The organism is Adlercreutzia rubneri, from assembly GCF_009755265.1.
Classification (GTDB): domain Bacteria; phylum Actinomycetota; class Coriobacteriia; order Coriobacteriales; family Eggerthellaceae; genus Adlercreutzia; species Adlercreutzia rubneri.
The window spans coordinates 1-13,892 of record NZ_WPOO01000032.1 but is presented as its reverse complement, the minus strand read 5'-3'; the positions used below and the strand labels follow the sequence as shown (position 1 = coordinate 13,892).

Genomic DNA, 13,892 nt, shown 5'->3' with positions numbered 1-13,892 from the left:
CCTGGGCGCGGGCGAAGAACCGTCCGTGGAGCGTCCCGCCGCCGAGGTCGGCCCCCTCCGAGTTCGCCTCGGCGCGCGCCGCGCGCTGCGAAGGGGGCAGCAGGTCGGGGAACGGCTCCGACCAGTCGTTTTCGCAGTAGAAGCGCACTGCTGTGCAATATGCCTCAAACATCTGTTTGGCTATTTTGTCATCAAGCAATTCGGAAACGTAATCCCACGCCAAAAGCAACCCGTTTTTATGATCGTATATCTGATGATCCAGCAATACCTGTGGTGTTTCTGCTAGCATCTTCGACAAGGGACCGAAAACATCTTCCACTTTGTTGGAGATAAATTGGGTGCCGATATTGCTAGCGAATACAACAGGGGCTTTCTTGGGATCGTTTGGGCAACGGTGAGAAAGCTCTCTCAAAACCTCTACAGCTCCAAATGAAGAGTGCGCAACATCCTGCTGAAAGCGTCCTTGCATTTGAGAAGCTAGTTCAAGAAGGGAAATTGCGTTTGCGCAATCAGCCTCAAGAAGGATAAGAGAGGTGAAGTCGGATACGATCTTGTCAACGTCTGGGTGAATTGGTTTTCTGTTGAACAGCGGAAGGTTGAGAAGAAATTTCTTGTCTTCGCTCCATCGAGAAAGAGCCTTGGCATAAACAGCGGCGATGCCCATAGATTGGGTAACCCCGATTTGCCGTCCTTTCTCGGTGAAGTTCTTCCAAGACTTAGAATCAATTAAGTACTCCATACGAGTGAATTGAGATCTTTTGATACTCTCCATAGGGGCTTTCAGTGGCAAAGAGGGGCCGCCTGGCATGTTGTCTATTCGATTCAGCCAGTATTCTCTATCCTCGTTTCGTGCGTCTTCTCCGATTCCGGTTCTTCTCGCATACTCCATGAAGTCTATCTCGATGGGGGCGAGATCCGTTCCGTCGTAGAGATGCGCTAGATCCTCTAAGAGAACTTGGATGCTAAGCACATCAGCTGCAAGAAGGTCGACGTTGATATGCATGATAGTGCGTTTCGGTGATACGACAGTAAGGCGTACATCTATGAGATCGTCTTGCTCGATGTCGAAACGTAGGTGACTTAATTCTTGGCGAATACCTTCAATCCTCGAGTCGGGATTGCCTGCTCCTTCCACTCTGTAGGTGGTTAGTCCCTTCCAAGTTACTTTGTCTTCGATGCGGGCTGTTCCGTCATCAGAGAACCGGGCGCGCAGCATGGGATGCCTTAGAATAAGAAGTTCCACTGCGCGTTCGAGTTTGGCCGCATCGAGAGATCCGCATTCGAATTCCATATAAGCGTGACAAGCGGTTCCCCCTAGCTCCTGTCCGTCTCGCCTTCCAACCATATAGGCATGTTGGACGGACGTGATCGGAAAGGGGTCGCCTTTGCTGTAATTTGCGGAACCGAGGAGAGGGCTACCATTAGACGAGCTTCTCGCAGACCTCTCTCTTGCAAAATTTACCCAAGAAGCCATACAGGGATTCGAAACCAATTCTGAAAAGGTAACATTGCAGCCATTCTTTGTTAGCAACCCAGCTATTCTCATAATGTCAAGAGATCCTAGCCCCAAACTGATAAGATTATCCGAAGGGCTTAGTTCTTCTTTTGACAGTCCGAGCATTTCCTCAACAAGCTTTCCAACTAGCTCCACGCATACTTCAGACATGCCAACCGCCCTTTCAAGCAATAAGTCTTTGAATATAAGGCATACTAACATAATGTTAGCTATAGTATACTTATAGCGAAAGGGTTGTTGTTTGCAAATATTGCGCAAATATCTTCTAAGGCTTCGGATGGCAGAAGGGGGTTTTATGAGAAGGGCAACCGACGTTGGTTTCACTCTTGTTGAACGTATTGCGCAATGGGAGCGTGAATATGGGGCAAATATTGCGGTTCGCGACAGAGAAACCACGTATACTTACACTGAGCTATTTGATGCGGCAAGGCGATTCGCCTCTTGCCTTGCTTCGGAGGGGATAGAAGCTGGGGACAGGATCGTCCTTCAGCTTCCGAACAAAGCTGAATCTCTTATAATCTTGTTCGGGTCAGTAATGAGAGGATGCATCCCCGTACTTGCTTTGCCGACTCATCGCAAAGCGGAAATCTCTCATTTCTGCTCAAAGTCAAATGCATCCTGCCTAATTGTTCCGTGTTCTTCCCCGGCTTATGATTACGAGTCCTTAGCAAAAACCATCAAAAAGGACAATCCAAGGCTAAAATGTTTTGTCATCGGATCTTCCGATCAATATCGATCAGTTTCGGATATGCGCGGAGAGCTCTGGCAAGCCACAGCACCCCACTCCTCATCAATTTTGTTCCTGCTTCCGTCGGGTGGTACAACAGGACTCCCTAAACTTATTCCTCGCTCAAATTTCAGCTATGTGTACAATTTCGTGGAAGCGGCTTCCCGATCGCTTTTTTCCGAAAAAACAAAATACCTAGCAGCTTTGTCGATATGCCATAATTTGCCGCTCGCATGCCCCGGCGCACTTGGTGCGCTAGAAAAAGGAGGCACCGTCATTTTGGCGGAAAGCGTGAGTCCCGATGAAGTGTTTCCATTGATCTCTTCTGCAAAAGTGACGACAATAACAGCAGTTCCATCGGCGGTAAACCTCTGGATGGACGCACTCGACTGGTATCCTGTTGATCTTTCAAGCCTTGAGTCCATCCATGTAGGAGGTGCGCGATTTACCGCAAAAGATGCCAAGAGGCTTTCTGCCGCTTTCTCTTGCGCTGTCCAGCAATCATACGGCATGACTGAAGGAATATTGACGCTGACAAGCCCTGAAGCGCCAGAGGAAATCGCCTTTACCACCCAAGGCTTCCCCCTTTCCGAAAACGATCGCCCTCTTATCATCGGACAAGATGGGCAACCTTGCGCAGACGGCGAAGAAGGGGAATTGATATGGAAAGGACCGTATCTGATGAGTGGATATTACGAAGATGAATATTCTACTCTGCGCTCTTTTGATTCGGAAGGATTTTATCATACGGGGGATTTAGCGGTGAGGGATCCCTGCGGCAACTTCAAAATCACGGGACGTCTGAAAAACACAATAAACCGTGGCGGTGAGACTTTCTCGGCGGAAGACGTAGAGGCAAGTCTTAGAGAAATGCCCGGCATCGTAGACGTAGCCGTCTGCGGGATACCGGATCAAGCCCTTGGCGAAAAGACGTGTGCGTTTATCGTTTGCAGCGGCGATGCGCCCAACTTGGAATCCATAAGGGAGTTTTTAAACAACATAGGAATCGCCCCATTCAAGCATCCAGACAGAGTAGAGATTCGTGAGTTGTTGCCCCTGACCCCCATAGGAAAAATTGATTTAAATGCTCTTAAGACCTCGATACGCTAGTCAGCCCTTTAAAAAAATCTCTTCCAATCCGCCGAGAAGAGCATCGAGAAGGACTGAGAACTGATGATCAAAAAAACTTCTCCTCAGGCTTTCTTCTTCGGTCAGGAGTTTGACCGTTTTTGCCAAAGCGGCAATACCGGGATCGGACGCAGAAAGCGCACTCGCATACGAACCCCCCACCTCTTTGCGCACATCGTCCATTTTGTCCCTGTCATCCTCGGTAGCAACGAACGCGCAAGTTTGGCAAAGCAAAACGGAATAAACAAGAGTGGACCAATCGCCAAACCCAGCATCTCTCAGCACTTGAATGCCGCAATTGATAATGCGGTCGGATTCCCCAAGGCCAGGACCTACGGCAGCGAGTCTACGAGCGACTCCGGGGTATTTTCTCAGGGTGGAACGCATCCCCTCAAGAAGAAGCTTGAACCATCGTTTCCAATTCTCGCGAGGCTCAGGAAGGTCGATTTCGGCATTAACGTGCTCGATAACAAGATGTACCACATCTTCTCTTCGACCAACGTGGTAATTAATGACACCTGGGTACGCGTTAATTTCTTTAGCCAGTTGACGAATAGACCAACCATCTATGCCAAATTCTTTGGTGAGCTTCAAGGCGGCATCGCAGATAGAAGTCACGTCAATTGCTGGCAAGCCGGCTGTCTGGCGCGTCGACCCCATATTCAGCACCTTTCTATTTGCTGGTTGCGACAGAATACCATTTTTTTGCACCCCCAGCGTAACGCGGTCAGTTTGCGGAAATATTCAAGTCGCTGCAAGTGCAAAACAACGTCCTGGTAATAGAGCAGGAGGAGAAATGACGGAACAAAGCCCAGAGAACAAAAAGTCGAAACGCAAAGCACCCCATCCGCTGTTCAGGTTGCTTGACTTCGCAGGGCCTTACAAAGTCCTCACCGTGGTGGGCTGCGCCTTGGCTGGTCTGCATTCGCTGCTTGCCGTGATGCCCCTTGTGTGCGTCTGGTTTATCATGTCGCAGTTTGTCGCAGTGGCTCCTCAATGGAGCGAAGCGAGTGGCGCGGCTTTTTACGCATGGCTGGCAGTCGGATTCGCAGTGGCCGGAGTGGTGGTGTACTTCGCGGCGTTGATGTGCACTCATATCGCGGCATTCCGAACCGGCAACAACATGAGGAAGGCCGCGACCCACCATCTCTCCAAGGTTCCCCTTGGCTACTACGACGAGCATTCGACCGGCGAACTAAGGAGGGTGATCGACGGCTGCGCCGGCCAGACCGAGTCCGTGCTCGCCCATAAGTTCCCTGATTTCGTGGGAGCCCTCGTCACCCCCGTTGTGTTTGTCGTCGTGATGTTCATCTTCGACTGGGCCATGGGTTTGGCGTGCCTGGTTCCCATCGCAGTGTCCTTCGCGTGCATTTGGAGGATGATGGGAGGGGGAGGCAGCGATGAGAACTCAAGCTATCTGACTTTCGTGTCGAACTACCAGCAGGCATTGAACCGAATGAACGCCGCTGCGACCGAATATGTTCGAGGCATGCCCGTCGTCAAAGTGTTCCAGCAAACGGTCGATTCGTTCAACGCATTCAAGGAAGCCATCCTGCAGTACCGGGATATGGCCCATGGCTATTCGAAGTTGTGCGAAAAACCGCAGGTCGTACAGATCGCGGCGATCAACTCGACCTTTGCGGTGCTGGTTCCCGCCAGCATCCTGCTTGCGGGGGCGGCAGGGGACTTCGCGTCGTTCTTCACGGACTTCCTCTTCTACGTGGTGTTCAGCGCGGTGACGACATCGATGATGACCAAGATACTGTACGCCTCTGAAGCTGCGGCGATGGCCCAAGATGCCGTGATGCGAATCGAGGGGATCCTATCCACGCCGGAGATGCCTTGTTGTTCTGCGAAAGGCGGGAGGGCGAGCGGGACGCGCGATATCGTTTTTGAAGGGGTGTCTTTCACGTATCCGGGTGCTGACGCACCTGCCGTCAAGAACGTGAGCTTTGCGATTCCCGAAGGAGAAACGATGGCGCTCGTCGGGCCGTCGGGAGGAGGCAAGAGCACCATTGCAAGCCTTGTTCCGAGGTTCTGGGACGTCGATGAAGGACGGGTGCTTGTCGGCGGTGTTGATGTGCGGGATGTTCCCCGTTCGGAACTGATGGATTCCGTTTCCTTCGTCTTCCAAAACACACGGCTTTTCAAGCGCAGCCTCATTGACAACATCAGATTCGCGCGCCCGTCGGCTACGCGCGCGGAGGTGGAGGCGGCCGCGCACGCGGCGCAATGCGACGACATCATCGCGAAGCTGCCCGAGGGCTTGGACACGGTGGTCGGCGCGAAGGGCGTCTACCTGTCGGGCGGCGAATGCCAGCGTATCGCGCTTGCCCGGGCCATTCTGAAAGATGCGCCTATCGTGGTCTTGGACGAGGCCACAGCGTTCGCCGATCCGGAAAACGAAGCCCTTATCCAACGTGCGCTCGCGCGTCTTACGCACGGCAAGACCGTTCTCATGATTGCACACCGGCTATCGACCGTGGTGGGCGCGGACAGGATCTGCGTCGTGGAGAACGGGGCCATCTCGGAATCGGGATCCCACGGGGATCTTGTCGAAAGCAAGGGAGTGTATCGCCGGATGTGGGAGGACTATCAGAAATCAGTCTCTTGGAGAATCGGAGGGGGTGCCAACGATGCTGCGTGAGAAGTTCGCTTTGACCGAGCGGGGTGCTTTCGAGTTCAAGAGAGGCGCGTTCTTCTGCGCTCTCGCCAACCTCGTCATGATGGCACCCATTGGCGTGCTGTGCATGGCGACCAACGACTACCTGGATCATCTGCTCGACCCCTCGAAGCCCCTCCCTGCTCTTGGTGGCTATCTTGCAGCCATCGTCGTCATACTCCTGCTCATGCTGCTGACCCAATGGCTCGAATACCATTTCACCTACAATGTCGTGTACGGCGAGAGTGCCAGAAAGCGGATCGAGCTTGCCGAGGTGCTGCGCAGATTGCCCCTTTCCTTTTTCGGAAGGCGCGACCTCTCGGACCTCACCACCACCATCATGAAGGACTGCGCCGATCAGGAGCGCATGTTCTCCCATATCATGCCCCTTTTGTTCGGAACCGGCGCGTCGACCATATTGATCTCGATCATGCTTCTGCTCTTCAACTGGAAGATGGCCATCGCCGCCCTCTGGGTTCTTCCCATCGCCTTGCTCATCATCGCCTTCTCTCGGAAGAGCCAAGATGCGAAGGGGCAGTTTCTCATCGACCGCCAGCTTGACGTTGCGGACGGCTTGCAGGAGTACCTCGAATGCGCCCAAGAGATCACGGCGGCGAACCAATCGGAAACGTATCTCGAGCAACTGGATCAGAAGATCGATCGCGCGGAGAAGGCCCAGATCGTCTCGGAGCTTTCGAGTGCCGTTCCCGTGTCGGCCGCGCAAGCGTTCCTCAAGCTCGGAATAGCTTCGACCGTCCTCGTCGGAGCCCTGCTTTTGGCATCGGGGGAACTAGAGTTCATGGTGTACTTCTGCTTCCTTCTTGTGGTGACGAGATTCTACGATCCGATCAACACCGTGCTTGAAGTTGTGACGGAGCTTCTCAATCTCAAGCTCGGAATCAAGCGCATGCACTCCATCGAGCACGAGCGGCCTCAAACCGGGTCGATGGAATTCGAGCCGGCGAATCACGACATTTCTTTCGACAACGTGACTTTTTCGTACGAAGGAGGCGAGAAGGTTCTCTCGAACGTCTCATTTGTTGCGAAGGAGGGCGAGGTGACCGCCTTGGTCGGTCCGAGCGGGGGCGGCAAGTCCACCGCGGCCAAGCTGGCTGCCCGTTTCTGGGATACCGACGATGGCGTTGTGAGCATCGGAGGCGTGGACGTTTCGACCGTCGACCCCGAGGCCCTTCTCGTCGATTTCGCCCAAGTGTTCCAGGATGTGGTTCTGTTCGACGACACGATCATGCAGAACATCCGACTCGGTAGGCCAGATGCCACGGATGAGGAGGTGTTTGCGGCGGCTCGGGCGGCGAACTGCGATGATTTTGTCTCCCGCATGCCGAAGGGCTATGAAACGAGGATAGGCGAGAACGGCGCGCTTTTGTCCGGAGGCGAGCGCCAGCGCATATCGATTGCCCGGGCGATCCTCAAAAACGCCCCCATTGTTCTTCTGGATGAGGCGACCGCTTCACTTGACGTTGAAAACGAGACGAAGGTGCAGGAGGCGCTATCGTGTCTCCTTGAACGCAAAACCGTGCTGGTCATCGCACACCGGATGAGAACCGTGATGAGCGCCGACAAAATCGTGGTGCTGGATGGAGGCCGCGTTGCCGAGCAAGGAAAGCCGTCGGAGCTCATGGAGCGCGAAGACAGCCTGTTCAAGAAAATGGTGGAGCTTCAGTCGTCGACGGGTCGGATTTTGAATTAAGTGAGGTGGAACTGATGACTTTGAGTGAGTCAAGGGAAGACTATCTAGAAAACCTGCTTATTCTCGAAACTCGTTCTGGTGGTTTTGTAAGGCAAGTGGATATGGCCAGTAGAATGGGTTTTTCCAAGGCGAGCATATCAAAAGCTATGTCCTCCTTGAGCGCGGAAGGATATGTTGAATTTAGGCCTCGAGGTTTGGTTCGCCTTTCAAATGGGGGACGCAAAATCGCTGAAAGAGTTTACGACCGCCATTGCTTCTTCTTCAAGGTTCTTACCAACCTTGGCATTCCGACTGAAATTGCACAAAGGGATGCCTGTCGCATGGAGCACGCAATGAGCGAAGAGTCATATCAGGCTTTAAAAAAGGAGCTGTCGAGCAAGATGGACGTCCAATAAGGGTCATCAACCTAAATAAGCTGGATAATGGGCAATCTAAAGTATAGAGAGAATTGAAATGACGATAGAGCAAAGGCCAAGCTTATCGATCGCTTTGCCAAAATCCTACCTGTTCACGTCCGAATCCGTCACCGAGGGGCATCCCGACAAGATGTGCGACCAGATATCGGACGCCATCTTGGACGCCATCATCTCCAAGGAGATAGAGCTCGAGCGCGAGGGCTACATCGCCCCCAGCGGGCAGCCCGCCGACGTGTCGCGGATGCGCTGCGCGTGCGAGACGCTTGCGACCACGGGGCTCGTGGCCGTGGCGGGCGAGATCCGCACGCAGGCGTACGTGGACGTGCCGGCCATCGTGCGCGAGGTGGTGTGCGGCATCGGCTACGACCGCGCCAAGTACGGCTTCGACGGCACCACCTGCGGCGTGGTGAACGCCATCCACGAGCAGAGCCCCGACATCGCGCAGGGCGTGGACGAGAGCTGGGAGGCGGCCCACGGCGGGGCCGCGGACGACCCCTACGAGCTCATCGGCGCGGGCGACCAGGGCATGATGTTCGGCTACGCCTGCAACGAGACGAGCACCCTCATGCCCATGCCCATCTACCTGGCCCAGCGCATGAGCGAGCGCCTCGCCGCCGTGCGCAAGGACGGCACGCTCGACTACCTGCGCCCCGACGGCAAGACCCAGGTGAGCGTGCGCTACGAGGACGGCGCGCCGAAGTGGGTGGAGAAGGTGGTCGTGTCCACGCAGCACGCCGAGGAGGCGCCCTACGAGCGGCTGCGCGCCGACGTGGTGGAGCAGGTGGTGCGCCCGGTGCTGGCCGGCGAGGGCGTGGCGCTCTCGCCCGACGCGGAGATCCACGTGAACCCCACGGGCCGCTTCGTCATCGGCGGGCCGATGGGCGACTGCGGCCTCACGGGCCGCAAGGTCATCGTGGACACCTACGGCGGCATGGGACGGCACGGCGGCGGGGCCTTCTCCGGCAAGGACTGCACGAAGGTGGACCGCTCGGCGGCCTACGCGGCGCGCTGGGTGGCGAAGAACGTGGTTGCCGCGGGCCTGGCCGCGCGCTGCGAGGTGCAGGTGGCCTACGCCATCGGCGTGGCGCGCCCCGTGTCGCTCATGGTGGAGACGTTCGGCACCGAGAAGGCGGCGGTGGGGGCCATCGAGCGCGCGGTGGCCGAGGTGTTCGACCTGCGCCCCGGCGCCATCATCGACGCGCTGGATCTGCGCCGCCCCATCTACCGCAAGACGGCCGCCTACGGCCACTTCGGCCGCGAGCTGCCCGAGTTCACCTGGGAGCGCACCGACCGCGCCGAGGATCTGCGAAAGACCTGCAGGCTAGCATAAGGGGCTAGCACCCCCTTGGAAGGAGTTCCATGATTTACGATAATGTGCTGCAAGCCATGGGGCATACACCTCTCGTTCGTCTCAATCGGTTATCTGAAGCGCATGCCGCACAGATACTCGTTAAGTTTGAGGGCGTTAATGTAGGAGGCTCCATTAAAACGCGCACGGCATTACAGATGATTGAATCCGCCGAACGCCGCGGCGAAATTGGGCCAGATAGTATTATCGTTGAACCTACAAGCGGCAATCAAGGTATAGGGCTCGCGCTTGTGTGTGCTGTGCGCGGTTATCGTGCGCGCATCATTATGCCAGACAGCGTGTCGGAAGAGCGTCGTAAGCTTGTTCGCCACTATGGTGCTGAGGTAATTGTCGTACATGATGCTGGCGATATTGGAGAGTGCATATCCAAATGCATCGCTCTGGCTAAGCGTATGGCTAGCGAGGATCCTCGTGTTTACGTGCCACAGCAGTTCGAGAACAGGGATAATTTACTAGCGCATCGCTATCATACAGCACTTGAGATCTTAGAGGACGTGAAGGGGCCCATACATGGATTCTGCTCGGGCATTGGTACAGGTGGTACTATTTCCGGTATAGGGCAGGCACTCAAACGTCTTTTTCCTGATGTATGCATTTGGGCCGTTGAGCCGGAGAGCGCAGCGATTCTTTCGGGAGGAAGCGTCGGAACGCATTTGCAGATGGGTATCGGCGATGGGCTTATTCCCGATATCCTTGATCAGGGCATCTATGACGATATCTGCGTGGTTTCCGATGAGGAAGCTATCAACGAGGCTCGCGCGCTTGCTCGTGAGGAGGGTTTGCTTTGCGGCGTATCGGGCGGTACAAATGTGGTTGCCGCACGTCAGCTTGCTCGGCAACTTGGTTCGGGCAAGACAGTGGTTACTTTACTGCCCGATACGGGCGAACGATATTTTTCCACTGAATTGTTTGAGGATTAATCGACACCAAACCAGACATAGGATCAGTCGATAACATAAGAAAGAAGCGCCATGACCGAAAGCTGCGACATCAAAGACATCGACCTTGCCGACGCAGGGCTTGCCCGCATCGAGTGGGCGGCGCGCGACACGCCCGTGCTGGCGTCCATCCGCGAGCGCTTCGCGAAGGAGCGCCCGCTTGAGGGCGTGCGCATCGGCGCGTGCATGCACGTGACCACCGAGACGGCGAACCTCATGCGCGCGCTGGCGGCCTCGGGCGCCGAGGTGGCGCTGTGCGCCAGCAACCCGCTTTCCACCCAAGACGACACCGCCGCCTCGCTCGTACGCGACTTCGGCATCAAGGTGTTCGCCGTCACCGGCGAGGACATGGACACCTACCGCCGCCACATCGACGCGGTCATCGCCACGAACCCGCAGATCATCATGGACGACGGCGCCGACCTGGACACCGCGCTGCACACCACCCACATTGACAAGCTGGAAGGCGTCATCGGCGGCACCGAGGAAACCACCACGGGCGTGGTGCGCCTTGCGTCCATGGCGAAGGAGGGCACGCTGGGCTACCCCGTGTTCAACGTCAACGACGCGAACACGAAGCACTGCTTCGACAACCACTACGGCACGGGCCAGTCCACGCTCGACGGCATCGTGCGCGCCACGAACCGGCTTTTGTGCGGGCGCACCATCGTGATCTCGGGCTACGGCTACTGCGGCAGCGGGCTCGCCCTGCGCGCCAAGGGCATGGGCATGCGCGTGATCGTGTGCGAGGTGGACCCGCTCAAGGCGCTGGAGGCGCACATGGAGGGCTACGAGGTCATGCCCGCCGCCGAGGCGGCGCGCTTCGCCGACGTGTGGGTGACGGTGACGGGCAACTGCAAGGTGGTGGACGCGCCCGCGTTCGAGAACATGAAGGACGGCGCCATCGTGTGCAACTCCGGGCACTTCGACAGCGAGATCAACCTGGAGTGGCTGCGCGAGCACGCCGTGAAGGTGGAGGAGATCAAGCCGCTCGTGGAGGAGTACACGCTTGCCGACGGGCGCACGGTCATCGTGCTTGCGCAGGGGCGCCTCGTGAATCTGAGCTGCGCCGAGGGGCACCCGGCGTCCGTCATGGACATGAGCTTCGCGAACCAGGCGCTCGCTGCCGAGTACCTCTTCCAGCATGCGGGCGAGCTGGAGAACAAGGTGTACGACGTGCCCGCCGCCATCGACGACGGCGTGGCGCGCGTGAAGCTGGAGACTCTGGGCGTGAAGATAGACACCCTCACCGAGGAGCAGATCGCCTACATGAACAGCTGGAACTTTTAAAGTGTATACAAGGGTGTATAGTTCATACTAGGGGTGGTGCTGTGATTGGCTTTCCTAAATTCAATTCCGGTTTTTTAGCCTCCTTACTACCAGAGGAAGTGTTTTCTTCAGAATACCTGGGGTCTTTTTACGGTTTTCCTCTTATTGGGAAAGAAAAGGAAATATCACGAAGTTTTTCTTCTAAACGCCTGAAAGAGTTTTCCGTTGGGCGCAAATGTGCTCGCAACGCTCTCTCGCATCTGGGCTTCAATGACCCTCCTATCCTCATCGGTACCAACCGAGAACCGATTTGGCCCAAAAACATATGCGGGAGCATTACGCATTGCAGAGGATATGCCGCTGCCGCAGTCACCTCAGATTACCGATTTCGAACTATCGGGATTGACGCCGAGCCGAATAACCCCATTGAATCAGAGGTATACAGTTTGATAATGAGCAAGAAGGAGATAAAACAGGTGGGTGAGCTTACCTGCAGTCAGCCAAATATATCTTGGGATAGGCTGACTTTCAGCGCGAAAGAATCTGTCTACAAGGCATGGTTTCCAACGTATGGGAAGTGGCTCGATTTCACTGATTGCGAGGTCATGTTTTATCTGGATTCACATCGTCCCAACAACCAACCCAAAGAACTGGTTGTTGGGCGCTACCATGCCCAACTGCTTAAATCAAAAAGATCATATTCCTGCAACGGACAATGGGCATTTGTGCCATTTTTCAATCTCCTCATAACGACAACAGCAGGCTCTTTGACGGAATCTTGATTCGATACGTCACTCCGTATTATAACTGTCGACATTCGCAGTTTAGCGCAAGTCGCAGATTTCACCCTCAGATTAAAGTCGCGCTTTGTACTTCGTTCATCAGGACTATCGCTTGGCTCTTTGCATCATAATGCAATTCATTTCTTTCTTGTTAAAGCTTGTCGAAAAGGATATCGAGTTAAACTCCCGCTCGATATTCCGTTCCAGCTTCATGCCAAAGACCGAAAAGTAGCAGAATCGCTCCAACAACCTTTAAGACAAAATATTGGATATTTATGCATTGTGCTGCAGCATGACGCCCAAGGGGTTGTTGTGGCGTAAGCAAAATCTCCCGCAACAACCCTAAACACTTGCGAACCGATAGACCGAGCGAGAATCTTCCGTCAGTTTAGCGGTGACGATGCATTACCCATCCGTCTCGTAGAGCACCCCAAGATCGACAGTCTGCGGAGCACCATTGTCGAACCAGACAGAATTTTGACTTTTCAAGTCGGGACGCTATGTGGTCAAACATGACATCATGCTCCGTCAGAGAGGAGGTGGCTGTATGCAAGACGTAAGGAATGCGCTCGGCAAGCTCGTCTGTCGGGCAGATAGAAAGCTGCGTCGCGTAGAAATAGTACGCAAGGGCCAGCTTACCGTGCTTACGTTCGAGAGCAATGGGACTATGCGCATAACGAATTTGCCCAAAACGTAGCACATCTTTGAGGATGTAAATAAATACCCGCCGATCCGCCAGACGGACAGGAGCCAAACGTCCTGCCCGTCCTTTTTTGCGCTTTCGGCCGGTTGCTCCTGCGGGTCTGAACCGAAGGAGCAATATATGGCCCGATTTTACGAAAGCAGGAACATTGACGACTCCCAAGCCCAATATCGCATTGTGGTGAGGACGCCCGACGGCAAACGAACCGAGATAAATCTGCCCAGGCAAGTATTCGAGGGCATAGAGGAACTTCAGCGTGAGTTCTGGCGAACGGAGCGCCGCGAGACAAGACACTCACTACACTTGGCGTCGATGGACGAAGCCTCTCTTGCCCCTAACAATCCCGAAAAAGACCCAGAGTTAATCTTTATGGAGAAACTGGAATCCGAAGCGCTGTTTCAAGCGTTCCAGCAGATACCCGCCGCACAACGCAGGCGTTTTCTGATGAGGCACTTGCTTGGTATGCCCACGGCGAAGATAGCCGAAGTAGAGAGGTGCTCCGATCGCGCAGTGAGACGCAGCATCAGTCTTGCGCGAGAGAACCTGAAAGAGATTCTCTCTTCCGGTTTCTAGTGTTTTTCTCCGTGCGGGGTTCCGTTTCGCCCACCTAGCTGTCCGTCTCTATGAGGGAGGAAATCCCTCGATGGAACCTTGACAGCCCCATACCCGCC

General features: G+C 55.1%; 11 protein-coding genes. 9 read left to right on the top strand and 2 right to left on the bottom strand.

Annotated elements, in window-relative coordinates; all coding sequences use genetic code 11:
* A partial coding sequence (locus GO707_RS11595; protein ID WP_198161099.1) for a condensation domain-containing protein occupies positions 1-1,666 on the bottom strand: 1,666 nt, incomplete at its 3' end.
* A 145-nt stretch (positions 1,667-1,811) separates the two neighbouring features.
* Between GO707_RS11595 and GO707_RS11590 the strand changes: the two genes are divergently transcribed.
* Positions 1,812-3,353 (top strand): (2,3-dihydroxybenzoyl)adenylate synthase, encoded by a 1,542-nt coding sequence (locus tag GO707_RS11590; RefSeq protein ID WP_114557593.1) that lies wholly within the window; start codon positions 1,812-1,814, stop codon positions 3,351-3,353.
* Here GO707_RS11590 and GO707_RS11585 read toward each other — a convergent pair whose 3' ends face one another.
* Positions 3,354-4,031 carry a TetR/AcrR family transcriptional regulator gene (locus GO707_RS11585; RefSeq protein ID WP_009305504.1) on the bottom strand — a complete coding sequence of 226 codons (678 nt, stop codon included), beginning with the start codon at positions 4,029-4,031 and terminating at the stop codon, positions 3,354-3,356.
* A 136-nt stretch (positions 4,032-4,167) separates the two neighbouring features.
* On the opposite strand from GO707_RS11585, the gene GO707_RS11580 reads away from it, so the two are divergent.
* From GO707_RS11580 to GO707_RS11545, 8 genes are all read left to right on the top strand, one after another.
* Entirely contained in the window at positions 4,168-6,018 is a 1,851-nt protein-coding gene (locus tag GO707_RS11580) for an ABC transporter ATP-binding protein (RefSeq protein ID WP_114538369.1), read from the top strand.
* Positions 6,008-7,744 carry an ABC transporter ATP-binding protein gene (locus GO707_RS11575; protein WP_114538368.1) on the top strand — a complete coding sequence of 579 codons (1,737 nt, stop codon included), beginning with the start codon at positions 6,008-6,010 and terminating at the stop codon, positions 7,742-7,744. Before GO707_RS11580 ends, GO707_RS11575 begins: the two co-directional genes overlap by 11 nt.
* Positions 7,745-7,758: 14 nt before the next feature.
* Positions 7,759-8,139 (top strand): metal-dependent transcriptional regulator, encoded by a 381-nt coding sequence (locus GO707_RS11570; protein WP_013981116.1) that lies wholly within the window; start codon positions 7,759-7,761, stop codon positions 8,137-8,139.
* Between the two features lie 58 nt (positions 8,140-8,197).
* Entirely contained in the window at positions 8,198-9,490 is a 1,293-nt protein-coding gene (gene metK, locus GO707_RS11565; protein WP_114538367.1) for a methionine adenosyltransferase, read from the top strand.
* Positions 9,491-9,519: 29 nt separating this feature from the next.
* The gene (gene cysK / locus GO707_RS11560) at positions 9,520-10,449 is read left to right on the top strand and encodes a cysteine synthase A (RefSeq protein WP_114516252.1); all 930 of its coding nucleotides are present in this window, start codon (positions 9,520-9,522) and stop codon (positions 10,447-10,449) included.
* A gap of 51 nt (positions 10,450-10,500) precedes the next feature.
* Positions 10,501-11,757, top strand: coding sequence for an adenosylhomocysteinase (ahcY, locus tag GO707_RS11555; RefSeq protein WP_157007453.1), 1,257 nt, complete (start codon positions 10,501-10,503; stop codon positions 11,755-11,757).
* A gap of 41 nt (positions 11,758-11,798) precedes the next feature.
* The gene (locus GO707_RS11550) at positions 11,799-12,518 is read left to right on the top strand and encodes a 4'-phosphopantetheinyl transferase family protein (RefSeq protein ID WP_162457471.1); all 720 of its coding nucleotides are present in this window, start codon (positions 11,799-11,801) and stop codon (positions 12,516-12,518) included.
* Between the two features lie 823 nt (positions 12,519-13,341).
* Positions 13,342-13,794, top strand: a complete 453-nt coding sequence (locus GO707_RS11545; RefSeq protein ID WP_013981114.1) for an RNA polymerase sigma factor — start codon at positions 13,342-13,344, stop codon at positions 13,792-13,794.
* Positions 13,795-13,892: the final 98 nt, after the last annotated feature.